The following is a 23,952-nucleotide window of genomic DNA, read 5'->3' as shown; positions in this document are numbered from 1 at the left end:
TAACCAGTGCGTAAGCGCAAGGTTAAGCAGCCGTAAACACTATGGAAATATCCATGTCAGATATTCTTTTGTGGTGTTCCAGGTCACTGGCAAGTGCGGGCAGACGCCCTTGAAGGCGGCCCGCCCGCACACCGCACCCATCAGCGCGGCTACAGGGCCTTGAACTGTCCCTCGGCGTCCACCGATTCAACGCCGTCAACATGCTTGAGCTCCTCCACCTTCTCCTCCGGGGCCCGGCCGATGACCTGACCCAGGGTGGAGAGGACCTGCTGCACCTGCAGCCCGGTGTGCTCAAGCGAGGTGACCACCGACGAGATTTGTTCAATATGGGTGTGGGAAACGGTGACTATCCACGTCTGTTCGTGTTCCATAGGTTCATTGTTGCGCATCCTCCGAGAGTGGTGCACGGGTCAGTCCCGCGCCGACGTCCACCGAGAACTGCGGGAGGCGGCGCGACTCCTGCACCAACTGAGCCCACAGCTCACGCCCGCGGTACCCGGTGGCCTGGGCCAGCAGCGCCGCCACCCCGGCAACATGCGGGGTAGCCATGGAGGTCCCCGAAATGGTGTTGTAGCGTTCGGCACCTGGCCAAGCGGAATAGATGTTCACCCCTGGGCCTGCAATATCCACCTGGCCGCCGCGGCCCGGGATGGTGCGGGCGGAGAAATCCGCGACCTTCAACGCGGAATCAAGTGCACCCACCGCCATGATGTAGGGACTGTTGGCGGGTGCGCCCACAAAGCCAGGATCATTGGCTGAACGCTTGGCGTTGTTTCCCGCCGCGGCGACGATCAGCGTTCCCTTCTCCAGGGCGCGGCGCCCGGCGGTGACATAGGGCGGATGCACCGTGCGGACATCCGCCCCCAGCGACATCGAGATGACATGGCATTGGTTTTCCAGGGCCCAGTCGATGCCTGCAAGGATGCTTGAGTCGGAACCGGAACCCGAGGAGCCCAGCACCTTGCCGGCGAAGATATCGGCCTCGGAGGCGACGCCGTAGCCGCGCCCGCCGGACACCTCACGCGGACCGCAGGAGGTGCCGATGCAGTGCGTGCCGTGGCCATGGCCGTCGCTGGCATCCTCGCCCTGAACGAATGACTTGGTGGTCACCGTGCGTCCGGCGAAGTCGGGGTGCTGTGCATCAAAACCGGTATCAAGCACCGCCACCTTGATGTCCTTGCCGGTGAACTGGTTATGCGCCGCAGCCACCGCCTGCAGGCCCCAGGTGAACTCCTGAGTGTCGGCAAAGCTGTCCGGATCCTCGGCGACCGGTTCGGTGAGTGCGTAGTAGCGCAGCTCGGGAACCACCCGCGCGGGAAGGTTCCGGTCGGTGCAGCGGGCCTGGAACTCGGCCAGCTGCTCCTCTTCGCTGCCCACCACGGCAATGCCCAGATTCGGGAAGTACTGCGTGGTGTCGTAGCCCTGGCTGCTCAACAGGCTGGGCACCATATCCTGCAGCGAGGCGATGCCCATCCCGCGCGGTGCGTCGGCCGAAACGTCGTCGAACACCAGCACATAACGGCCGGGAATCTGGCTGACTGGTTGAAGGTTTTCTGTAAACACCGTGCACTCCTTCGTCGCTGTGGGCCGCTAATAACGTCGGGCTGTAACCGGTGCGGCCCGGTTGCCAACACTCTACGCACGGTCCCCGACAAGATGCGGGGAGCAACGCGGTGAGAAAAGCTCGGTCATACCGTTGCCCGGCGGTGCGCTCCATGTGAGGATCAAGAGAGGCACAGCTACGAAAGGCTTTAGGATGAATCCCGAATCGATCGTCGTCATCGGCGCCGGCCTGGCCGCCGCCACCTGCGTCACCGAACTGCGCTCCCGCGGCTATACCGGCTCGCTGCACCTGATCGGCGACGAGCAGGCGCTGCCCTATGAACGCCCGCCGCTGTCCAAGGGCTATCTGCAGGGCCACGACTCGCTGGAAAGCTTCACCGTCAACCCTGCCTCCTGGTATGCGGAAAACAATGTTGATGTGCGCCTTGATACCCGCGCCATCAGCATTGATGCCAAGCACCAGCAGGTGGCGCTCGCCGACGGCTCCACCCTGGGCTATGACGCCCTGGTGCTTGCCACCGGGGCCCGCTCTAATATCGGCGGTGCGGAGCCGATCGCCGGGCACGACCTGCCCGGCGTGCACACCCTGCGCAGCCTGAAGGACGCGGATGCGCTGAAGTCGGCGATCACCCACGACACCCAGCTGGCCATCGTCGGCTCGGGATGGATCGGCATGGAGGTGGCGGCCAGCGCCCGCTCGCTGGGTGCGCGGGTCACCGTATACTCCCCCGATGAGGTACCGCTGTCCAAGGTGTTCGGCGAAGGCTTCGGCCACTACCTGCTGGAGCTGCACAAGAGCCACGGGGTGGATGTGCGCACCGGCACCAGGGTGCAGGGGATCGAAATGGGGGAGCGCGGCCTGCAGGTCATCTCCGATGCGGGAAGCATCCACGCGGACCTGGTGCTGCTGGCCATCGGCGCGGTGCCGAATGTGGAGCTGGCGGAAACCGCAGGGCTTGAAGTGGACCGCGGGGTGGTGGTCGACGCCTCGCTGCGCAGCTCGGATGCTCGGATCCTGGCCATCGGAGACGTGGCCCAGGCATTCAACATGAAGCTGCGCCGCCAGCTGCGTGTGGAGCACTGGGACAATGCGATCCGCCAGGGCAAGCTGGCGGCCGCCACGCTGACCGGCGCGGATGAGGCCTACGACTGGCTGCCCTACTTCTTCACCGATCAATACGACCTGGGCATGGAGTACGTGGGGGACGCGGCCCCGGGAGACCGGGCGGTGCGCCGCGGCGAGGGAAGCGAGTTCATCATCTTCTGGCTGCGCGAGGGCAGGGTGAGCGCGGCGGCGAACGTGAACATCTGGGACGTCAACGACACCCTGCGCGCACTAGTGGGCCGCGAAATTTCCGCCCAGCGGCTGGGCGATGCAAACATCGAGCTGAGCGAGCTCTAGGCATGGCGCAGCCCAGGGAAGCAAGGCTGGGGATTGACGGGGTCCAGGTGGGCCAGGCAGACCTGCTGGGCAGCGGCTGCACCGTGGTGCTGCTGCCCGAGGGCACCATCGCCTCCGCCGAGGTGCGCGGCGGGGCACCGGCCAGCCGCGAACTCGACGTGCTCAACCCGTTGATGAGCGTGCAGCAGATCGACGCGGCGGTGCTCACCGGCGGCTCCGCCTTCGGCCTGGCGTGCGCCGACGGGGTCATGCAGTTCCTTGAAGAGCTGGGTCGCGGGGTGCCCACGCCCTCCGGCCGGGTGCCGATCGTGCCCACCCTGTCGCTGTTCGACCTGGCCGAAGGCGCGGCGCGGCCCACCGCCGCCGACGGCTATTGGGCCGCCAAGGCCGCCTGGGAATACGAGGACTCGGCCCAGCGCGTGCTCACCGGCACGGTGGGCGCCGGATCCGGGGCCAAGGCAGGACGCTGGCGCGGCCCCGGAGCCTACCCCGGCGGGCTGGTCTATGCGGAGCGCAGCTTGGGCGAGCTGGTGGTCGGCGCACTGTGCGCGGTCAACGCCTTCGGCGATGTGCTGGCGGTTGGAGCTACCCCGAGCATCGAGCCCGCCGGGGTGTTCGCCGCCCTGGATGCGGCGAGCAGGGATGCCGGGAACGAACCGCCGCGCACTCACACCACCATCGGGGTGCTGATCACCAATGCAAAACTGGACAAGGTCGGCTGCCACATCCTGGCCCAGGGCGGGCACGACGGGTTGGCCAGGGCGGTGCATCCTCCGCATACCAGGCTCGACGGGGACGCGTTCATCGCGGCGGCCACGGGGCAGGTCGCGGCGGATGTGGACACGGTGCGGATGCTGGGAATGCTGGCTGTGAGCGAGGCAATTGTTTCGGCCGCCCCGGCGCAGTAACTTAGGAGGTACCAACCATTAAAGGGGAGCGCTCATGGGCACCATAGTTGTCGGAATTGAACCGGGCCAACCCCGGTCGGTACTAGTCACCGCAGCATCCTTCGCCAAGGACCTGAACGCCGCGGTGCAGGTGATCTACGCTGATTCCGGCCGCTTCGTCACCGAACGGCTGCCGGAGCAGAACGTGCTGGGCACCAGCGAAGCAACCTTCCCCCAGGAACTGGCGGACCTGGTTGAGTCGACGCTTGGGGGCGTTGCCTACGAACTGCACAATGTGCCGGGCGATCCTGCCAAGGTGCTGGCGGCGGTGGCCAAGGAGGTCGACGCGTCGATGATCGTGATCGGCACCCGCCGCCCGGGCTTGCGCAGCAAGCTCGCCGAGTTCATCGACGGCTCCATCGCAGTGGCCCTGGCCCACAAGCAGAGCTGCCCACTGCTGGTAGTTCCGCAGCAGATTATCAACCTTCCAGGGGAGTAAGCATGGTGGATTTGGCGATCGTCGGTTCGGGCTCTGGCAACTCACTGCTCACACCATTCTGGGATGACAAACAGGTGGCGATCGCCGAATCCGGCATCTTTGGCGGAACCTGCCTGAACGTGGGCTGCATCCCCACCAAGATGTTCGTGCGTCCGGCCCAGCTGGCCCGTACCACCGAGGAAGCCGCCCGGCTGAACGTCACGCTGCCCGTGGGCATCGCGGATTTCCAGGCCATCAGGGACAGGATCTTCTCCCGCATCGACCCGATCTCCGCCGGCGGCAGGGACTACCGGCGGCAGGCGAAGAACGTCAGGCTGCTGGGGCACGTGCAGCTGCTTGACGAGCACACGCTGCAAACCGAAGACGGCGAGCAGATCCATGCGCAGCAGATCGTACTGGCCGCCGGCTCCCGGCCGGTGCTGCCGCCCATCGAAGGCATCGACCTGCCGGGGGTGCACACCTCTGACACCATCATGCGCATCGATCAGCCGCGGCGCCTGGCGGTGATCGGAGCGGGCTTCATCGCCTGCGAATTCGCCTCCATCTTCTCCGGCCTGGGCACCGAGGTCATCCAGCTGGTGCGCGGCCAAAGGCTGCTGAAATACCTGGACGAAGAGATCTGCGAGGCCTTTAACGAACAGGCCGGCTGGCCGGTGCAATTCGGCGCGTCGCTCGAGCGCATCACCCGTGAAGGCGAGGAGCTGACGGTGCACACGGGCGCCGGGGCGTTTACCGTCGATGCGGTGCTGGTGGCCACCGGTCGCACCCCGAACACCGAATTCACCGCACCGGCGGGCCTGGACCTGGACGAGGGCAGGCGGCTGAAGGTGGATGAGTACCAACGGGTGCTGCGCGGCGGGAAGCCCGTGGAGGGCCTCTACGCGCTGGGCGATGTCAGCAGCGAGCACCAGCTGAAGCACGCCGCGAACTATCAGGCGCGCGTGGTCGCCCATAACCTTGAGCACCCCCAGAAGCTGCGGCCCAACAGCCAGCGCGCCATCCCCGCGGCGATCTTCACCCACCCTGAAATCGCCTACGTGGGCCTGACCGAGGCCGAGGCAAGGGACGCAGTGGGGGAGCACCTGACGGTGAAAACCCAGAAGTTCGGCGACACCGCCTACGGCTGGGCCATGGAGGATTCCGAAGGGTTGTTCAAGGTTCTGGCGGATCGGCGCGACGGCAGGATTCTCGGCGCCCACGTGATCGGCTACGAGGCGGCCAACCTGATCCAGCCGTTGATCACCGCCATGAACCTGGGCATTGACGCCCACAGAATGGCCCGCGGCCAGTACTGGATCCACCCGGCGCTGATGGAGGTCGCGGAGAATGCCCTGCTGGGCCTCGACGTCCCGGATTCGGGGCAGCTCTAAAGCTCGAAGTACAGCTCACGGTGCACCTTGCACCCGGGGTTGAACAGCGCCTGACACTCGGGGCAGCTGTGCGCCTGTAGGTAGTCGGAGGCGCGCAGCTGATTTCCGCACACACCGCAGAGCACCGCCGGCTCCTCATCGCGGGCCGCCGGCCACACCTGCGGGGCGCGGCCGGTGAGCTCCTGATGGCACTGGAAGCACGGGTAGTAGCGTTCGCAGCAGGCGCACCTGATGGCGATCACGTCGACGAGCTGGTGATAGTGCCTGCACCGGGTCTGCGTGTCCACCTCAACGCCGAACACCTGAATGCCGGCCACCAGCACGGGCCGATCAGCCACGCAGCATGACCTTCAAGGACGTGCGGGCTTCCATCGCCGCGTAGCCCTGAGCCACCTGGGCCAACGGCAGCACCGAATCGAAGACCTTGCCGGGGTTCACATGGCCTTCAAGCACACCCGGCAGCAGGCGTTCAATGTAGCCGCGCACCGGGGCCACGCCGCCGGTCAGTGTGACATTCGGGCCGAAGAACTGGCGGCCCACCGGACCTGTCTGATACTGCGGGACGCCCACCCGGGAGATGACGCCGCCGGGGCGGACGATGCCGATGGCCTGTTCGAAGGCGGGCATGAGCCCCACCGCCTCCAGGACCTTCGGCGCTCCGTAGCCGGTGAGTTCCCTGACCTTGGCAATGCCTTCCTCTCCGCGTTCGGAGACCACCTCGGTGGCGCCGAACTCGCGGCCCAATTCGGTGCGGGCCTCGTGGCGGCCCATCAGGATGATGCGTTCGGCGCCCAGCTGCTGAGCGGAGAGCACCGCGAGCAGGCCCACCGCGCCGTCGCCGATCACCGCCACGGTATCCCCGGCGCCCACCTGCGCCTTGGCCGCCGCGTGAAAGCCGGTGGCATAGACATCGGAGAGGGTTAGCAGGCTCGGCAGTAGCGCATCATCCACCTGCGCGTCCACCTTGACCAGGGTGCCGTCGGCCAGCGGGACGCGGATCGCCTCCGCCTGGCAGGCGGCGTCGCGGGAATTCGACGAACCCCACCAACCCAAACGCAGGCAGGAGGTGTACAGGCCCTCGCGGCAGAATTCGCACTCGCCGCAGCTGATCGTGAACGGGGCGATGACAAAGTCTCCGGGAGCCACCGTGGACACCTCGGAGCCCACCTCGGTGACCCGTCCGACGAACTCGTGGCCAATCGGCCGCCCGGTGATTTCAGGGCCGTGATAGGAATGCAGGTCCGAGCCGCAGATGCAGCTGGCGGTGATCTCAACCAACGCGTCGGTGGGCTCGATCAGAACCGGATCGGGAACCTCGCGCAGTTCTACTTTCTGGTTTCCGAGCATGTAGTTTGCACGCATAACATCCCTCACGTTGGCATGGTTCAATGTTCCAAGCCTAAGATGTGGGCATGTTCCTTTCAAACCTCCGCGAAGCCGGGGGCATCCCCGCCGCCGGCGGGCAGATCGCCTCCGGCGTGCTCTTCCGTTCGGCCGCACCCCTGCAGATCAACGACGAGCTGACCAACTGGGTGGATGACGCCCACATCACCAGCATCTACGATCTGCGCAGTTCCCAGGAAACCGGCTACATGCCCGGCTTCCCCCGTTCCCTCGGCTCTGCAACCCGCACGCACATGCCGCTGCTGGAAGGCGCCCTGGGGCAGCTTGCCACCCTCGAAGACATCTACCTGCCGCTGGTCTCCCAGCACGCCGACACCTGGGTGGAACTGGCACGCGGCATCCTCGCCTCCGAGGCCTCGCTGGTGCACTGCACCGCCGGAAAGGACCGTACCGGCGTGGGCATCGCCATGGTGCTGCTGGCGGTCGGGGCAGACCACGACGCGGTGATGGAAGACTATGCGGCATCCACCCCGGCCCTGTCGGGGGACTGGCTGAGCACCATGAACGCGCAGATGGGCAAGCACGGCGTACCGATGACCGAGGATATGCGCACACTGATGGTGGGCACCTCGGTGGCGGGACTCGACCTGGCGCTGGACGTCGCCCGGGCGGAGGGCTCCATCGCCGACTATCTGCTGAAGAACGGGCTGAAGCCGGCAGAACTTGAGGCATTGGGCCAGAAATTGGTGGTGAGTTGAGCTTTCAACCTCCCGGCGCACGTGCCTTGGCCACCATCACCGACGCCAAGGTGTTCGACCTGTTGGGGGCAGGCGCCGCCACTCGCACCGAAATCTCCCGCCAGCTGGGGATTTCAAAACCCACTGCCTCCCAGGCGATCCTGCGCCTGCAGGACTTCGGGCTGGTCTCCGAGGGGCAGAGCAGCGCCCAGGGAAAGCGCGGTCGCATTCCCGAACTCTACGCGCTGCGCCAGGACTACGGACACGTCCTTGCAGTTGAACTCAGCGCGCAGCACCTGCTGATCCAGGCCGAGGACCTGGCCGGCAATGTGCTTGAGTCATTGCACGCCCCCATTGATTCGCACACCAGCGAGCAGCAGCTACTGGCTACCGCCTCGGGTCTGCTCACGCAGCTTGAGTCCGCCGTGCGCTCGCCGCGCCTCGCCGTCGGCATCAGCCAGGCGGCCCCGGTGCTGCACGACGGGCAGGGCAACGTCCGCGTGATCGGCACGCCGATCTTTGCCGCCTCGGCCGCAGATATTGCAGGCCTCTTTGACCCGAAGGTCACGCTGCTTGATAACGACGTGAACTGGATGGCGGTGGCCGAGTACCAGCAGCGTCGGGGCTCGATGCTGCTGGTCTATGTGGGTGCGGGCATTGGCGCTGCGCTGGTGGTCGACGGCGAGCTGCACCGCGGACGCCACGGTGTGGCCGGAGAGTTGGAGAACCAGATGCTCGGCGGCATCACCCTGCTTGAACACCTTGAGCGCGAGGGGCTGGTGGGCCAGCGCGTGCTCTTTGAAAGGCTCGTCGACCCCGCGGTGCGCAGGACCCTGGTGGAACCGCTGGGGCAGGTGCTGGGCAACCTGGTGGGATTCCTCGACCCGGACGCAGTGGTGGTGACAGGTCCGGGAGCCAGCGCCGAGCTGAGCGAAGAACTCGCGGTGGTCATCACCCGCACGGTGCCGTTGGTGCCGTCGCAGGTGGAGCATTCGGTGCACGGCGGAGACGGCGCCCTGGCCGGTGCGATGGCAGGTGCGCGGCGCAGCGCGTTGCAGGCGCTGTGGAGCAGCTACCGCGAGGCCTAGAAACAGGAATATTCTGCCGGTCTTCACGTTGACCGGCACCTGTGATCTAGATATCGTAAAGTGTCCTTAATATTTTGATCGGAGTACTGATGTCGTTTGCCGCGATTGGCCTGGATATGGGTGGATCATCCATCAAGTACGGTGTTGTGTCCACCGACGGCACGCTGATTGAGAAGACCTTCAGCCAGGCTCCGACGCCCGCAGGCGCCCGCCCGCAGGAAGTCGCGTTGGCGATGAAGCAGATTATTGAGGATCTGAAGCAGGTCACCGGCAGCGATCTTGCAGGGGTCCCGGTGGGCGTGACCGTTCCAGGAATCGTGATCGACGGCGTGGTGCACTCCGCTGCAAATATTGATGCGTCCTGGCTGGGCCTGGACGCCAAAAGCCTGCTCGCCGAAACCCTGGGCTGCGAGGTCAGCGTGCTGAACGACGCCGACGCCGCCGGCATGGCGGAGGTTTTCGCTGGAGCCGGCAGCAGGGACGGAGCACCGATCATGGGCAGCACCTTGGTGCTCACCCTGGGCACCGGCATCGGCTCGGGCATGTTCCGCGACGGCATCCTGTTCCCCAACGTCGAGTTCGGGCACCTGCAGCTTGACGGTGCGGAAGCCGAAAAGAAAGCAGCCGCACGCGTGATCCGCGAAGAGAACCTCAGCTGGGAGCAGTACGGGCAGCGTCTGCAGCGCTACCTGTCCCACGTGGAGTTCTTGTGCAGCCCCGATCTGATTGTCATCGGGGGCGCAATCTCCCAGGAGTATGAGCAGTTCCTGCCGCAGCTGAAGCTGCGGGCCAAGGTCGTCCCCGCCCACTACAACAATGCCGCCGGCGTGCTCGGCGCGGCGCACCGGGCGATGAACCACTAGTCGCAAGCCATTTACCAACCATAGGAGGAGCTCTGATGGAATTCTTCGCCCTGGGCGGCCTCGAACTAACGGTTCTTGTGTTGTGGCTGTTGGGGGTTCTCTGCGAGTCGATTGCCTTCGCCCGGAGCCCGGGAAAGGCAGCCGCAGTCAAACTTTTTTTGGTCATTGTCCTTCCGCTGGTAGGCACCGTCATCGGACTTGCCACCGGCGTACGCCTGATCCTCGCCGCCCGCCGCCAACGAACGAATAATTCCTAAGGTTTTCATGCACCAGATTGACCCGCAGGCTGACATTAAACTTGTCGCAGTGGATATGGACGGCACGTTCCTCGACGGCGACGGGCAGATCCCGGATGCTGCCTGGGAAATCATTGCGCAGCTTCAGGAACGCGGCGTGGCATTTGTGCCCGCTTCGGGCCGGCAGTTCGAAACCCTGCGGACCCAGTTCGCCCGGTTGGGGGACATCCCGATCATCGCCGAAAACGGCACGGTGGTCATGCAGGGGGATCGCGAACTCTATTCAAATGTCATCGATCCCGCGTCGGTGGCGGAAATGGTCGATACGGTCCGCGAGCAGACCGCCCTAGATGCAGGCGTGGTATTGTGTGGACGGCGCACCGCCTATGTTGAACGCAGCGACGGGGCCTTCGCCCGGGCTATCGCACCTTACTACCGCGCGGTGCAGGTGCTCGAGAACCTTCACCGGGTGGACGACGATATTATCAAGATGGCTGTCAACGTCGGCACCGGTCAGGTGCAGGCCATGGCCCAGGCTCTGAAATTGCCGCTGCAGGTGGTGATTTCCGGAAGCCACTGGGTGGATGCCATGAATCATTCGGTGCACAAGGGACTTGCGCTCGAACGCCTGCAGGAATCGTTGGGTGTGAGCCCGGAGCAGACGGTCGTCTTCGGCGACTATCCAAATGATCTTGAAATGCTGGGCCGCGCTCACTACTCCTTTGCGATGGCCAATGCCCACCCGCTGGTGGCCGACGCGGCGAACTTCAGGGCCCCGGCAAACACGGAACACGGCGTGCTGCAAGTCCTTGGCGCCTATCTGGGCTCTAGTGCTCGGCACTAGGATCTGTTAGCGTTGCTGTACTTCGGAATATCACAACAAAGGGAATGAACATCATGCTGATCGTCAGCGATTACTCACCGGTAATCCACGCACTGACTTCGCTCTAGCCTGCATTTCGGGCTCGCTGCGTCGGTGCATCACAACTGACCATCAGGAGCCTTTATGTTTACTTCCCATCAATCCTCCGTCGTTTTCAATCACCTCACTTTGCGCTGGCCGGACGGCAGCAGTGTTCTAAGTGATATCACCGCGGCGTTCAGCCCCGGAACCACCGGACTGATCGGTGCCAACGGCACGGGAAAATCAACTCTGCTTAAGTTGATCAGCGGTGAGGTGAAACCTACCAGCGGCACCGTTGAAACCACCGGGCACGTTGGATATCTCCCGCAGGAACTGTCATGGCACCTCGATGCCACCGTGGCTGACGTTCTGGGTATTTCAACACAGTTGTCCGCCCTCCACCGCATTGAAGCCGGAAGCACCGACCAAGCAGACTACGACGCCTTGGGCGAGCAATGGGACATTCAATCCAGAGCCGAGACGGCCCTGGGGCATGTCGGGTTGTCGGAAATCGCCATGGACCGACGCGCGGGAACGCTGTCCGGTGGAGAACTCATGCTCGTTGCCCTTGCCGGACTGCAGCTTGCCGAACATCAAATAGTGCTCCTGGATGAACCGACGAACAATCTTGACGCCCGGGCTCGCCACTTACTTTATGACGCGCTGAAACGGTGGAAGGGCACGCTGATCGTTGCAAGCCACGATCTGGCATTGCTTGACCTGATGGACCAGACCGCCGACCTGCACCACGGAGAACTGCGTATTTTTGGCGGCGGCTACAGTGCCTATCAGGAGTACCTACAGCAGGAACAGGCAGCGGCCGAACGCGTCCTACGCACCGCGCAGCAGAAGCAGAAGATCGAGGAGAAGCAGCGGGTCGAAGCACAGACGAAACTTGCACGTCGCCGTCGCTACGCCGACAAGGATTTTGAGAACAAGCGCAAGCCCAAGGTAATCATGCAGCAGCGCAAGTCCGAGGCTCAGGTCTCGGCAGGCAAACTGCGCGGCATGCATGATGAAAAAGTGTCCGAGGCCGCCACCGCCGCACAGCAAGCCAAGGAAGCGATCCGCGATGACAGGCTGGTCCGTATCGACCTTCCAGATCCGATGGTTTCGACCAATAAACGCCTGCTGGAACTGCGCAATGCAGAGACGAGCATCGGTGAATTGCGCGGCCCGCAGCGCATGGCGCTCACCGGTGCCAATGGCGTGGGTAAGAGTCGTATGATCTCAGAGCTAATCGACGGTGGGCAGAAGGCGACGGGGCCAAATCTACGAGCCCAAACGCAGCGCATCGGGTACCTGCCGCAGCGTCTGTCGTTTGCCGATGAGCAAGAAAGTGCTTTGGATTTCGTGCAACGGTCGGCGCCCGGGCGTCCACGGCAGCAGGTTCAGGCGCAGCTTGCACGCTTCCTCTTGCGGGGGAGCGCGACCAATCGAAAACTAGGGGACTTATCAGGCGGTGAGAGGTTCCGGGTCAAGCTTGCAAGCCTATTGCTCGCGGAGCCTGCACATCAGCTGTTGATATTGGACGAACCAACGAACAACCTCGACGTGCAGACGGTGGACGCTCTGGTCTCCGCGATGTCGAGCTACCGAGGCGGGCTGCTGGTCGTCAGCCACGACGAACGCTTTCTGGAACGCCTGAATATTCAGATCTGGGCCGAGCTGGGTGCCGAAGGCCTGAATCTGATTCATTAGACGGTGAGGTAGTTCCATCGGTATAACAAGGCAACGGGGCCTGGAACGAACAGAATTTTCGTTCATTCCAAGCCCCGTTGGTTGTGGAAGATGGTTAGCGTAGGTAGTGTCCCAGGCCCGCCAGCGCAGCTCGAACACCGGTGGCCAGCGACAGCTCATAGTCCGGCAGGAAGTGCGGGGAGTGGTTGACCGGTGGAGGAGTGTCGCCCGGGATGAAGCCGCCGAAAAACCAGTACACGTAGGGGACGCCGATTTCATCGCCCAGTGCGCCGAAGTCTTCCGAACCCATGGCAGGCGGGATCTCTACCACCTTGTCCTCGCCCAACTCGGCCGCGAGCACCTGATGCACCACCGCAGTCTGCTCCGGGTCGTTGTGCAGCCTCGGGAAGGAGTTGAAGATTTCAATCTCCGGCTTCGGAGCATTGGAGGCCATGGCCTCCGCGTTGACGATGCGGTCGATGCCTTCGATCACGTGGCTGCGGACATCCTCGGTGAAGGTGCGCACGTTCAAGGTGAATTCAGCCTTCGCCGGGATGATGTTCTCCTTCAGCCCCGCGTGGAAGGATCCGCAGGTCACCACCGCGGGGGACTGCGGTGCCAATTCACGGGAAACCAGTGTCTGCAGCCTGGTGATGGTGTGGGCGCCGAGCACGATCGGATCGATGGAATCCTGCGGCTGGGAACCGTGGGACTGCTTGCCCTTCAGGGTGACCTTGAAGGAGTCGGCCATGGCCATGGCGGCTCCCGGGGTCAGCCCAATGGAGCCGGCGGCAAAGGGGAAGACATGCTGGCCGAGGATGATGTCCGGGCGCGGTGCCTTGTCCCATAAGCCGTCGGCCAGCATGGCCTTGGAACCAGCGGCGGTTTCCTCGCCCGGCTGGAAGAGCCACACGATGGTGCCCTTCCAGGAATCGGTCTGCTCGGCCAGCCGTGCAGCCGCGGTCAGTGCCGCGGTGACGTGGGTGTCGTGTCCGCAACCGTGCATGACCGGCACGTCGGTTCCGTCGGCCAGGGTGCCGCGCTGGGTGGAGGCGTAGTCTGCGCCGGTGTCTTCCTCGATCGGCAGACCGTCCGAGTCTGCGCGGAACCCGACGACCGCACCCTCGCCGTTGCGCTGGATGCCCACCACGCCGGTGCCGCCGCAGATGAAGTTTTCGATGCCCAGCTCATCCAGCTTTCCCTGGATATAGGCTGCTGTGTTGTGCTCCTGCATGGACAGCTCGGGGTGTGCATGCAGGTGCTTGTACATCTGATGCATGACCTCGGTCTGTTCCTCGGTCAGGATCGTTTCCAGGACTGTTGATTCTGTGCTCACTCTTACTCCTTTAGACTTCGGCGGTGTCATGGTTTGCGCGGCGGTCGCGGACCAGCCACGAAACAATGATTGAGAACAGTACTACCAGTGCAGTACCGAAAAGCGCTAGTGACGGGAACATTGGGATGATGACGAAGTACATCAGCAGCGACAGGGCGATGGCGACGATGGTGGCGCGCAACTGCTTCATGGCCACGATTGCCTGGACCAGTACGGCGCCCATCATCGATGGCAGGATGTAGAGTCGGGCCACTTCGATCACATCTTCGGGAATGATGGAGACCAGCCAGGTGCCCAGGATGCCGACGAAGATCAGCAGGCTGGTTAGGTGGACCGTGGCTGCGCCGCAGATGGCCATGACGCTGGCGATATCACCGCGGCGGGTGCCTGGTTTGGCGTTGATTGAAGACTGGGCAACGATGGCAGCCGGCAGCAGCTTATTTGAAATATTGCCGATCATGAATGCCTGATACATGGCCGCTGAACCGAGAATCGGATAGTAAGTCAGTGGTTCGACAAACCAGAACACACCGAAGGTGGCGGCCACCGCAGCGAAAGCTACGAAGATCATGGTCGGGGTGATGTCCAGGCCTGCGAAAAATACTAGATAGATCGGGCCAAGTAAGGAGAAGATCAGGCCGATGATCATGGTGGTGGAGCCGTAGCGGGTGGTCTGCTTCTCAAAGCGGGCCATCGAGGCATCGGCGCTGGTCAAGGTTTCGGTGCTCATGACATGTGTCCTTATCTCTGCCTTAGGCGGTGTACATGAAATAGCCGGAAGTAATGGCAATGAGGATGGAGAAGCCCAGCGCCCATTCCTTGAGCCATTTGGCGTTCAACAACTTGGAGAGCAAGAGGAAGAACGCCATGGAAGCCGCGGAAATCAGCACTAGAAGCATGTGGATGGTTGACTTGGGAATTTCGGCAACTGTCAGCATGCTGAAAGCACCAAGGAGGGCGGCTGCGGGAATCAGAGCAAGTGCTGCCGGATTGCGCTTGGCCAGAGATTTGCTGCCGCGCTTGAGTACCGGGGTAAGCAGCAGGGTGCAGAGCATCCACATGCCGCCGGACAGGCTCATGGCCATGAATGCCACGGCGAAGACCTGCTGGGTGTAGTCGTCACCGCCCAAGCTCGCTCCCATCGATTGGGCCGCCAGATTGGCGCTGGCGGTTTCCGTGGAGGCTGAGCCAATCAGGCCGATGCGTACGAGCACCGCGGGAGTGCCGAACAGCGCCAGCAGGGCGATGGCCACCAGTACTACCGACAGGGAGGGGCCAATCGATGCTACGGCTCCCGCACGGTAGGCTTCCTTGACTTCACGTAGCGGCATGTCGATATGCGGGGCGGCGGCGCGTGCGGCGCGGATGTAGAGGAAGGTCTGCACGAAGATGACGGCGAAGACGCCCAACGCGCAGAACCAGAGGAACGGTGAGTTTGCTACGGCCCAGATATCGGTGGATGACGGGTCGCCAGCGGCCAGTGGAAGGTACATGGGAAGCTCCTTAGCTATCGCACCACTAGTGTGATGCGGATCTCATGAATTCAAGGCTCCGCCGATCGGGCGCGCTAGGCAAGGAATGGAGGATTTGGCCATAAATGTGGCTAAATCCCCCAAAAGACGCATTTTTGGCGGACCCTATTCCGAATCTCGCCAGCAGGAGCCCAAGATTGTGACAGACATCGCAGTTACGCCTTGAAAGGTTTAGCCATGAATGAGATCCAGCAGCTGTCAGCAGTGCAGCTCACCGAAAAAATCCGCAGCAAAGAACTCTCGGCCCGCGAGGCGCTGGCAAGCCACATCAACGCCATCCAAGAGCTCAACGGAGCCATCAATGCAGTGGTCACTACGGACTTTGAGCGTGCGCAGCAGTTGGCGATGGCTGCCGACGAGGCCACCGCCCGAGGCGATGCGACCGGTCTGCTGCACGGTCTGCCGATGACGCACAAAGACACCTTCAACACCGCCGGGCTGCGCTCCACCCAGGGCTCGCTGGCCCTGGCTGACAACGTGCCGGCCAAGGATGACCTGCAAATTGCCCGCCTGGGCACCGCAGGCGCAATCCGCACCGGCAAGACCAATGTGCCGGAATTCGGGGCAGGTTCACACACCTTCAACGAGGTCTTCGGCACCACCACCAACCCTTACGCCCCCGACCGCTCGGCCGGAGGCTCCTCCGGCGGCGTCGCGGCGGTCATCGCCTCGCGCATCCAGGCGCTGGGCGACGGGTCGGACATGGGAGGCAGCCTGCGCATCCCGGCCAGCTTCTGCAATGTGATCGGCTTCCGCCCCTCCTATGGGGTGATCCCTCTGGAGGCCGCCTCCAACGCTTACTCCTGGCTTGCGCGTTCGGGCCCGATGGCCCGCACGGTTCAGGATATAGCCCTGTTCATGCAGGCCACCGCTGGCGATGCACAGCTGCCTACGCCCAATACGCTGCGCGGGGAGGACTTTGCACAGCTGGCTCCGAACCTGAAGGGCGTGCGCATCGGCTACAGCTTCGACTTCGGCATCGGTGTTCCGGTGGAGCCGGAAGTTATTGAGGTGCTTCGCGGTCAGCTGGCGGTCTTCGAGGCGGCCGGCGCGATCCTGGAAGAGGCGAGCATCGACTTCCGCGACGCAGACGAGGTCTTCGGCAATGTGCGCGCCTTCGACTTTGCCACCAACCTCGCGGGGCTGGTCGAGGCCCAGGGCGAGCTGATCAAGCCGGAGGTCCGCTGGAACGTGAAGAAGGGGCTGGACCTTGACGGGGCGGCGATGATTTCAACCATGGCGGCGCGCACCCGGCTGGAGCATGCGGTGCAGGACTTCTATTCGCGCTACGACCTGTTCCTCTCCCCGGCCACCCAGGTGCTGCCCTTCGACGCTTCCTGGCGCTGGCCGGAAAACATCGCCGGCACCCAGGCTGAAACCTACCTGGACTGGATGCGTTCGGCCTGCCTGCTCTCGGCCACCAGCCTCCCGGTCATCGCCATGCCGGCAGGCTTCACCGACTCCGGGCTGCCGGTGGGCTGGCAGCTGGCGGCCAACCACTACCAGGACGCCGCCCTGCTGAACTGGGCCGCCGGCTACGAGCAGCTGACCAACTTCGCTGCCACCGCCCCGCAGCTGGCCATCGACCCGTCCTCGGTGAACTCGACCCGCGTCCAGACCGTCAGCGCCTAAGGCAGAAGGAGAATCCCATGAGCACCACCGGACCCCTGACCGGCTACACGGTCATTGACCTGTCCCGCGCCCTGGCCGGGCCCCACGCAACCATGATGCTTGCAGACCTCGGAGCACGGGTGATCAAGGTGGAGAACGTGAACGGGGGAGACGACACCCGCGGCTGGGGACCTCCCTTCGTCGGACCGGGGGACGACCGCCAGTCAACCTATTTCCTCTCCTGCAACCGCAATAAACAATCGATTTCCCTTGATTTGAAGAGCGACGACGGGGCGGCAACCCTCGCAGCAATGCTTGAAAAGGCCGACGTGCTGGTGGAGAACTTCCGCCCCGGGGTACTCGACAGGCTGGGTTTCGACGCGCAGAAGCTGCGGGAGCTGAACCCGTCGCTGGTCATCCTGTCCATCTCAGGATTCGGCCATGACGGCCCGGAAGCCTGGCGCAGCGGCTACGACCAGATCCTGCAGGGCGAGGCGGGGCTGATGTCGCTGACCGGCTCGGGGCCCGAGGACCCGCAGAAGGTGGGCGTGCCCATCGGCGATTTGCTGGCCGGAATGTACGGCGCCTACGGCGTGCTGGCGGCCCTGCTGGAGCGCGAGAACACCGGGCGCGGGCAGCACGTGCGCACCTCGCTGCTCGCTGCCATCGTCGGCGTGCACGCCTTCCAGGGCACCCGGCAAACCATCGCCGGACAGGTCCCGCACGCCCAGGGCAACCACCATCCGTCCATCGCCCCCTATGGCCTGTTCCGCAGCGCCGACGGGTTCGTCCAGATCAGCGTCGGCAGTCCCAAGCTGTGGGATGCACTGGTCGAAAAGTTCAAGCTGCCCACCGAGGGCTATGAAACCAACGAACTTCGTGTGCAGCGCCGTGATGAGCTGATTGCGGTGATCGAGGAAAAGTTCACGCAGCTTTCCACCAAGGAACTGCTTGCGCAGCTTGGCCAGGCGGGCATTCCGGCGGGCATCGTGCGCACCATGGACGAGGTGTACCAGTGGGAGCAGGTGCACTCCCAGCACCTCGCACTGCAGGTACAGCACCCGCTGCTGGGGCAGATCACCCTGCCCGGGGCCCCGCTGCGCTTCTTCGATGATCAGCAGGAGGTCACCCGCACCGAACATGCAGCGCCTCCGCTGCTGAACCAGGATGAGGCGGCGATCCGTCAATGGCTGGGACAGGACGTGGGCCAGGCGGTGGGCAAGGCATGAGCGCGCCGCAGGCACAGCGCATCAGCGCCCGGGCCATGATCGAGACGGTGCTCGACGCGGGCAGCTTCATCAGCTGGGACGCGCCGGTGGACTATTCATTCGCCGATTCCGAGTACCGCGGGCAGCTGGAGCGCGCCGCCGCGCGCAGCGGCGCCGACGAAGCGGTGCTCACCGGGGAGGGGCGGATCAACGGCCAGCAGGTGGCGGTGGTGCTCTCCGAGTTCGACTTTCTTGCAGGGTCCATCGGCAAGGACACCGCGGCCCGGATCGTCGCAGCCTTTGAACGCGCCACCGACAGGCGGCTTCCGGTGCTGGCGTCCCCCGCCTCCGGCGGCACCCGGATGCAGGAAGGCACCCCGGCCTTCGTCTCCATGGTGCACATCACCGCGGCGGTCCGCGCCCACACCGAGGCCTCGCTGCCCTATCTGGTGTACCTGCGCCACCCCACCACCGGGGGAGTCATGGCCTCCTGGGGCTCGCTGGGCCACATCACCATCGCCCAGCCTGGGGCGCTGCTGGGGTTCCTCGGGCCGCGGGTCTACGAAACCATCTACCACCAGCCCTTCCCCGAGGGGGTGCAGGTGGCGGAGAACCTGCAGCGCCACGGCATCATCGACGCGGTGGTGCCCATCGACCAGCTGGCGCAGATCGTCAGCCGGGCGCTGAACATCCTTCGCCCTGCGGAGCCTGCGGCACACGCGCCGGAGTATCCACAGGTGCCGGAGCAGGTGCTCGACGAGCAGCAGGTGTGGGCCGCGATCACCGCCACCCGGCAGCCCCGTCGCCCCTCGGTGCGCCATGTCGTCAAGTACGCCGCCAGCGACGCACTGCAGCTTTCGGGGACTAGCGAGGGGGAGAACGACCCGCGCATGTACCTCGCGCTGGCCCGCTTCGCCGGTCAGCCCGCGGTAATCGTCGGGCAGGATCGCACCCGGGCCGACGATGCGCGCACCGCCGAACCCATGGGCCCCGCCTTCCTGCGCGAGGCCCGTCGCGGGGCGCAGCTGGCGCAGAACCTGGGCATCGCCCTGGTGACGGTGATCGACACCGAGGGGGCAGCGCTGAGCCGGGAGGCGGAAGAGGGAGGCATGGCCGGGCAGATCGCCCGCTCCATCGATGCACTGGTGGGGCTGCAGGTGCCCAGCGTTTCGCTGCTGCTGGGCCAGGGCACCGGCGGCGGAGCGCTGGCGCTGCTGCCAGCTGACATTTCCATTGCAGCCGCCAGTTCATGGCTCTCCCCGCTGCCCCCGGAAGGCGCCAGCGCCATCATGTATCGGGACATCGAGCATGCACCGCTACTGGCCCATGCTCAACAAACCGACGCATTCTCCCTGCGACGTGCGGGGATCGTCCAAGTCATCGTGCCCGAAGAGTACGATGTGAGCACGGCGCCGCGGCGCTTCTCCCAGGAGGTGGGGCAGGTGCTGGGCACCGCCCTGCAGGAACTGTCTCAGGTAGATCGAGGCTCGCTGCGCGGCCTGCGGGCAGCCCGCTACGCGGCCATGGGTGAACACCGGATGGCGGCCACCGGCTAGGACAACAGTGAAGGAGCACCCGGGCAGTGGACAAGGAACTTAGCGACGCCCAGCGCCAGATCATCGCAGCGCTGCAGGTAGACGGTCGTGCCACCTGGCGCAAGATTGCCACGGTGCTGGACATGCCCGAACGGTCGGTGGCGCGCCACGGGGCCTGGCTGCTGGAGAACGGGCTGGTGACGGTCGCGGCCATCAGGCATCGCGAGCATTCAATGCTGATCGCGAGCACCTGCGCCCCGGGCACCGGAAGGATCGCCAGCGAGGCCCTCTCGGCGCGCGAAGACACCAGCTTTTCCTACCAGGTCACCGGCAGGGAAGATCTGATCGTCGAGCTGCACTACGACGGGGACGTCACCGACGTGCTCTCCTTGCAGCTGCCCTCCACCCCCGGGGTCTCCTCCATGGTGGTGTACCCGATCCTCAAGTACTTCAGGACCATCCGCGGATGGAGGCTGGGTTCGCTGAGCCCCGCGCAGGAGCAGGCGCTGCGCAAGGATCCGGACCGCACCTCGTGGAAGGCCGAACCCGATCTGAGCCCCAAGGATTCCCAGATCATTGCCGCGCTGAAGGAAGACGGCCGGGCAAGCATCGAATCCATCGCGCGGCGCGTGGGGATGAGCGAAACCTCGGTGACTCGGCGCATCGACTGGCTGTTGAACAGCGCGCAGATTTCCATCCGCGCCCTGGTGGAGCCGGGGGATGTGGGGCTGCCGGTGGAAGCGATCCTGTGGGTGTCCACCACGCCAAGCCAGATTGAACCACTGGGCCGGCGTCTGGCCGCCCGCCCAGAGGTCCGCTATGCGGCGGCAGTGGCGGGCGACTGTCAGCTGGTGGTGGATGTGACGGTGGCGAACCAGGCGGAGCTGTATAAATTCATTTCGGATAGTGCCTGGGGCGACACCATGCTGCAGGTGAAGACCTCGTTGGTCGTCCAGGCCCGCAAGCGCGGTGGAAAGTTGCTGGCCATCTGATTTTTGATGGGTGCGGACGAATTTCGGCAGTCTAGGCGAGCTGTCCGAGCCGCTGATTAATTTAAATGAATATCAATCTGAAATCTCAGATCCGCATAAAAATTCGTCCGGTATTTCAGCTGTCAAAGGCTTGCTGAATGTTAATAATTACGTAGTTAAATTGCGCGCAGGGTTTGCCTAGAGGACGGAATTGGCAAACGGGAAATGAACTTTTGTTGAGTTCAGGAAAATTAACTGTAACATCCTGATTTTCGTTGTTATCGGCGTCAAAAATGGCATAGTCTCACGGTTATCGAGTGACAACGACGTGACTCGACATGTTAACGACCAGTTAACACCGCAAGTGTGAGAGGAAGAATGGCAACCGTGAGCGACGGGTTGACCAAGGGCAAGAGCCAGGCAATAGCAACTCCAGAAAGTGCATGGAGAAAACGCAAAGATGCTTGGGAACACTTGGGGTATGTATTAAGCGAAATCACCTCCGAATTCAAAGATGAAAAGCGGTGTGAAGACTATGAAATAGAGGCTGGCAGGCTGCTGGCGCAGCTGGCGAGCATCGAACCATATTGGGCGAATCCGGGACTGCACTTCTTCAACGAAGTCGACCGGCTGATGACCGAGGGATACTATGACGATGCAATGCGTCTGGTGCACCGGGCCAATCAGTCCTTCAGAACCCAGACCCAGTTCTTCGAGCCTGAGGGCCGGGACACCACCGACTACGGACATCATGACAGCACCGTCGTGGAAGGCGTGAGCTATGGACCGAACGGGCTGATCATTCCGCAGGTGGAGATCCTGCTGGTGGACAATGGGCCGGCCGAAGAAATCGAGCGTTTCAAAGAAGAAATCCTCGAACAGCGTCAGCGCACGGACCCGTTCCACTACAACTTCGTCGCGGTGCCGAGCATTGAAGATGCACTGGCGGCCATCGTGATCAACCCGGGCATCCAGTCGGTGGTGCTCAGCGCCCGCTACGACGTGAAAAGCCGGCGAAAATTCAGCGGTGGCCTGCAGTCATTCATCGACGGACGAACCGAGGGCTACTTCGGTTCGGCCCAGCAGATCCAGGGACTGCTGGACATGGAGCATATCTTGGGCGAACTTCGCCCGGAGATTCCCGTCTACCTGATTGCAGGCGTCGCGCTCGAGTCGATTGCCCACGAAATCACCGGACGCTTCCGTCGCATCTTCTCGCGCAACGACCGCATGGACCTGCATCTGTCGATCCTCGCCGAGATCACCGACCGCTACCACACGCCGTTCTTCAACGCCCTGCAGAAGTATGCAAAGCGTCCCGGCGGCGTGTTCCATGCGATGCCGATTTCCCGCGCCGGTTCGGTGCAGAACTCGCCCTGGGCCAGGGATTTGGTGGACTTCTACGGCAAGAACCTGCTCCTGGCCGAAACCTCTGCCACCTCGGGCGGGCTCGACTCGCTGCTGGATCCGAAGAGCTCCATCAAGATGGCCCACGAACTGGCTGCACGCGCCTTCCAGAGCCACCGCACCTACTTCGTCACCAACGGCACCTCCACCGCCAACAAGATCGTGCACCAGTCGATCCTGGCTCCGGGGGATATCGTGCTGGTGGACCGCAACTGCCATAAGTCGCACCACTATTCGCTGGTGCTTGCGGGCGCGAATGTCAGCTACCTTGAGGCCTACCCGCTGAACGAGCACGCCATGTACGGCGCGGTGTCCCTGGAGGAGATCAAGGGCCGGTTGCTGCAGCTGCGCCGCGAGGGCCTGCTGCACAAGGTCAAGATGATCACGCTGACCAACTGCACCTTCGACGGCATCATCTACGATCCGCGCCGGGTCATGGAAGAGTGCCTGGCGATCAAGCCGGACCTGGTGTTCCTCTGGGACGAAGCATGGTTCGCCTTCGCAGGCTTCCACCCGATCTACCGTCAGCGCACCGGCATGACCGCCGCGGCGAAGATGGAGGAGGAGCTGGGCACCGAGGAATACGAGCAGCGCTACCGGGTGCAGAAGTCGGCCTTGCCGCAGCCAGGCACCCTGGACTCCCCGGAGAACGACGAGGTATGGCTGCACACCAGGCTGATCCCGGATCCCGCCACCACGCGATTGCGCGTGTACTCCACGCAGTCCACGCACAAGACGCTGACCTCGCTGCGTCAGGGATCGATGATCCACGTTTTCGACCAGGACTACGCGCTGCGCAATGCCAACGCATTCCGCGAGGCGTACATGACGCACACCTCCACCTCGCCGAACTATCAGATCCTTGCATCCCTTGATATCGGACGGCGTCAGGCGGAACTGGAAGGCTACGCGCTGGTGCAGCGCCAGGTGGACCTGGCGCAGTCGATCGCCCGTGCGATGACCCGCAACAAGCTGCTGAGCAAGTACTTCAGGATCCTGGACACCTCCGACCTGATCCCGCAGAAGTTCAGGGCCACCAGTTCGCCGAATCCGGTGCGCGACGGCCTGGCTGTCTGGGACGAGTCATGGCAGCAGGACGAGCTGGTGCTGGATCCTTCGCGCCTGACCCTGGACATCAGCCGCACCGGCGTGGACGGGGACACCTTCAAGCACACCTACCTGATGGACGGGCACTCGATCCAGGTCAACAAGACCAGCCGCACCTCGGTGCTGCTGATGACCAATATCGGCACCAACCGTTCGGCGGTGGCGCACCTGATCGAGGTGCTGGTGAAGATCGCCGAGGAGCTTGAGCGCAAGCGCCGCATCGAGGGCAGCTGCGTGGTGCGCGCCCCGGGAGCTGGCCGCATCCCCCTGCCTGACTTCAGCTACTTCGCCGAGGAGTTCGCCACCGGCGGCGGCAGCGGGGACATGCGCAAGGCCTACTACCTGACCTATCAGGATCCAGCCTCGGAGTTCCTGACCTCCTCGCAGATTCGTGAACGGATTGTGGGCGGTGGACGGGTGGTTTCCGCGGTCTTCGTCACCCCGTACCCGCCGGGCTTCCCGGTGCTGGTGCCGGGGCAGGTGATCACCCTGGACATCCTGAACTACATGGATATCCTCGATACCCGCGAGATCCACGGCTACCACGCGGACAAGGGCTACCAGGTCTTTACGAACACCGCGCTGAAGTCGCTGGCCCCAAGCCCCGTCGGCTAGCCGACAGACGCACAAGGACCGTCGGCTGCTCCCAAAAGGGAAGCAATCGACGGTCCT

22 protein-coding genes are annotated in these 23,952 nt (G+C 63.8%); 15 read left to right on the top strand and 7 right to left on the bottom strand.

Going from position 1 to position 23,952, the window contains the following annotated elements:
- Positions 1 to 149: 149 nt before the first annotated feature.
- Both RUH64_RS03205 and RUH64_RS03200 read right to left on the bottom strand, forming a co-directional pair.
- Positions 150 to 371: a hypothetical protein gene (locus RUH64_RS03205; RefSeq protein WP_313811243.1), complete on the bottom strand. Its 222-nt coding sequence runs from the start codon at positions 369 to 371 to the stop codon at positions 150 to 152.
- Positions 372 to 375: 4 nt separating this feature from the next.
- A complete protein-coding gene (locus RUH64_RS03200; protein WP_313811242.1) occupies positions 376 to 1,563 on the bottom strand; it encodes a S8 family serine peptidase in 1,188 nt (395 codons plus the stop codon).
- 193 nt (positions 1,564 to 1,756) lie between these two features.
- Between RUH64_RS03200 and RUH64_RS03195 the strand changes: the two genes are divergently transcribed.
- From RUH64_RS03195 to RUH64_RS03180, 4 genes are read left to right on the top strand one after another with little or no spacing between them, the layout of a single operon-like run.
- Positions 1,757 to 2,965: an FAD-dependent oxidoreductase gene (locus tag RUH64_RS03195; RefSeq protein ID WP_313811240.1), complete on the top strand. Its 1,209-nt coding sequence runs from the start codon at positions 1,757 to 1,759 to the stop codon at positions 2,963 to 2,965.
- Positions 2,966 to 2,967: 2 nt separating this feature from the next.
- Positions 2,968 to 3,873 (top strand): P1 family peptidase, encoded by a 906-nt coding sequence (locus RUH64_RS03190; protein WP_313811238.1) that lies wholly within the window; start codon positions 2,968 to 2,970, stop codon positions 3,871 to 3,873.
- A gap of 34 nt (positions 3,874 to 3,907) precedes the next feature.
- Positions 3,908 to 4,351 (top strand): universal stress protein, encoded by a 444-nt coding sequence (locus RUH64_RS03185; RefSeq protein ID WP_313811236.1) that lies wholly within the window; start codon positions 3,908 to 3,910, stop codon positions 4,349 to 4,351.
- 2 nt (positions 4,352 to 4,353) lie between these two features.
- Positions 4,354 to 5,721 carry a mycothione reductase gene (locus tag RUH64_RS03180; RefSeq protein ID WP_313811235.1) on the top strand — a complete coding sequence of 456 codons (1,368 nt, stop codon included), beginning with the start codon at positions 4,354 to 4,356 and terminating at the stop codon, positions 5,719 to 5,721.
- Here the strand turns inward: RUH64_RS03180 and RUH64_RS03175 are convergent.
- Both RUH64_RS03175 and RUH64_RS03170 read right to left on the bottom strand, forming a co-directional pair.
- Positions 5,718 to 6,059 (bottom strand): CHY zinc finger protein, encoded by a 342-nt coding sequence (locus RUH64_RS03175; RefSeq protein ID WP_313811234.1) that lies wholly within the window; start codon positions 6,057 to 6,059, stop codon positions 5,718 to 5,720. The two genes, RUH64_RS03180 and RUH64_RS03175, sit on opposite strands and share 4 nt — an antisense overlap.
- Positions 6,052 to 7,083, bottom strand: a complete 1,032-nt coding sequence (locus RUH64_RS03170; protein ID WP_313811233.1) for an alcohol dehydrogenase catalytic domain-containing protein — start codon at positions 7,081 to 7,083, stop codon at positions 6,052 to 6,054. The genes RUH64_RS03175 and RUH64_RS03170 overlap by 8 nt, the downstream gene beginning before the upstream one ends.
- Positions 7,084 to 7,133: 50 nt before the next feature.
- Between RUH64_RS03170 and RUH64_RS03165 the strand changes: the two genes are divergently transcribed.
- The 6 genes from RUH64_RS03165 to RUH64_RS03140 all read left to right on the top strand — a co-directional run bounded on the left by RUH64_RS03165 (position 7,134) and on the right by RUH64_RS03140 (position 12,594).
- Positions 7,134 to 7,823: a tyrosine-protein phosphatase gene (locus tag RUH64_RS03165; RefSeq protein ID WP_313811230.1), complete on the top strand. Its 690-nt coding sequence runs from the start codon at positions 7,134 to 7,136 to the stop codon at positions 7,821 to 7,823.
- Positions 7,820 to 8,890 carry an ROK family transcriptional regulator gene (locus tag RUH64_RS03160; RefSeq protein WP_313811229.1) on the top strand — a complete coding sequence of 357 codons (1,071 nt, stop codon included), beginning with the start codon at positions 7,820 to 7,822 and terminating at the stop codon, positions 8,888 to 8,890. Before RUH64_RS03165 ends, RUH64_RS03160 begins: the two co-directional genes overlap by 4 nt.
- 89 nt (positions 8,891 to 8,979) lie before the next feature.
- A complete protein-coding gene (gene ppgK, locus RUH64_RS03155; protein WP_313811227.1) occupies positions 8,980 to 9,753 on the top strand; it encodes a polyphosphate--glucose phosphotransferase in 774 nt (257 codons plus the stop codon).
- 35 nt (positions 9,754 to 9,788) lie between these two features.
- Positions 9,789 to 10,010 (top strand): hypothetical protein, encoded by a 222-nt coding sequence (locus RUH64_RS03150; RefSeq protein WP_313811226.1) that lies wholly within the window; start codon positions 9,789 to 9,791, stop codon positions 10,008 to 10,010.
- A gap of 7 nt (positions 10,011 to 10,017) precedes the next feature.
- Positions 10,018 to 10,833: an HAD family hydrolase gene (locus RUH64_RS03145; protein WP_313811225.1), complete on the top strand. Its 816-nt coding sequence runs from the start codon at positions 10,018 to 10,020 to the stop codon at positions 10,831 to 10,833.
- Between the two features lie 162 nt (positions 10,834 to 10,995).
- Positions 10,996 to 12,594 (top strand): ABC-F family ATP-binding cassette domain-containing protein, encoded by a 1,599-nt coding sequence (locus RUH64_RS03140; RefSeq protein WP_313811224.1) that lies wholly within the window; start codon positions 10,996 to 10,998, stop codon positions 12,592 to 12,594.
- 94 nt (positions 12,595 to 12,688) lie between these two features.
- Here RUH64_RS03140 and RUH64_RS03135 read toward each other — a convergent pair whose 3' ends face one another.
- From RUH64_RS03135 to RUH64_RS03125, 3 genes are all read right to left on the bottom strand, one after another.
- Positions 12,689 to 13,852, bottom strand: a complete 1,164-nt coding sequence (locus RUH64_RS03135) for an amidohydrolase (RefSeq protein ID WP_313811417.1) — start codon at positions 13,850 to 13,852, stop codon at positions 12,689 to 12,691.
- A 67-nt stretch (positions 13,853 to 13,919) separates the two neighbouring features.
- Positions 13,920 to 14,639 (bottom strand): hypothetical protein, encoded by a 720-nt coding sequence (locus RUH64_RS03130; RefSeq protein WP_313811223.1) that lies wholly within the window; start codon positions 14,637 to 14,639, stop codon positions 13,920 to 13,922.
- A gap of 22 nt (positions 14,640 to 14,661) precedes the next feature.
- The gene (locus RUH64_RS03125) at positions 14,662 to 15,402 is read right to left on the bottom strand and encodes a DUF5058 family protein (RefSeq protein ID WP_313811222.1); all 741 of its coding nucleotides are present in this window, start codon (positions 15,400 to 15,402) and stop codon (positions 14,662 to 14,664) included.
- Positions 15,403 to 15,618: 216 nt separating this feature from the next.
- Here RUH64_RS03125 and RUH64_RS03120 point away from each other — a divergent pair, with 216 nt between their 5' ends.
- From RUH64_RS03120 to RUH64_RS03100, 5 genes are all read left to right on the top strand, one after another.
- A complete protein-coding gene (locus tag RUH64_RS03120) occupies positions 15,619 to 17,073 on the top strand; it encodes an amidase family protein (RefSeq protein WP_313811221.1) in 1,455 nt (484 codons plus the stop codon).
- Positions 17,074 to 17,090: 17 nt separating this feature from the next.
- Positions 17,091 to 18,281 carry a CoA transferase gene (locus RUH64_RS03115; protein ID WP_313811219.1) on the top strand — a complete coding sequence of 397 codons (1,191 nt, stop codon included), beginning with the start codon at positions 17,091 to 17,093 and terminating at the stop codon, positions 18,279 to 18,281.
- Entirely contained in the window at positions 18,278 to 19,816 is a 1,539-nt protein-coding gene (locus RUH64_RS03110; RefSeq protein WP_313811217.1) for a carboxyl transferase domain-containing protein, read from the top strand. The genes RUH64_RS03115 and RUH64_RS03110 overlap by 4 nt, the downstream gene beginning before the upstream one ends.
- Before the next feature lie 26 nt (positions 19,817 to 19,842).
- Entirely contained in the window at positions 19,843 to 20,787 is a 945-nt protein-coding gene (locus RUH64_RS03105; protein WP_313811215.1) for an AsnC family transcriptional regulator, read from the top strand.
- 357 nt (positions 20,788 to 21,144) lie between these two features.
- Entirely contained in the window at positions 21,145 to 23,895 is a 2,751-nt protein-coding gene (locus RUH64_RS03100; protein WP_313811214.1) for an ornithine decarboxylase, read from the top strand.
- Positions 23,896 to 23,952 lie beyond the last annotated feature (57 nt).

The organism is Glutamicibacter sp. (assembly GCF_032154645.1).
Classification (GTDB): domain Bacteria; phylum Actinomycetota; class Actinomycetes; order Actinomycetales; family Micrococcaceae; genus Glutamicibacter.
The sequence above is the reverse complement of the archived record's forward strand: the minus strand, read 5'-3'. Positions and strand labels throughout refer to the sequence as shown.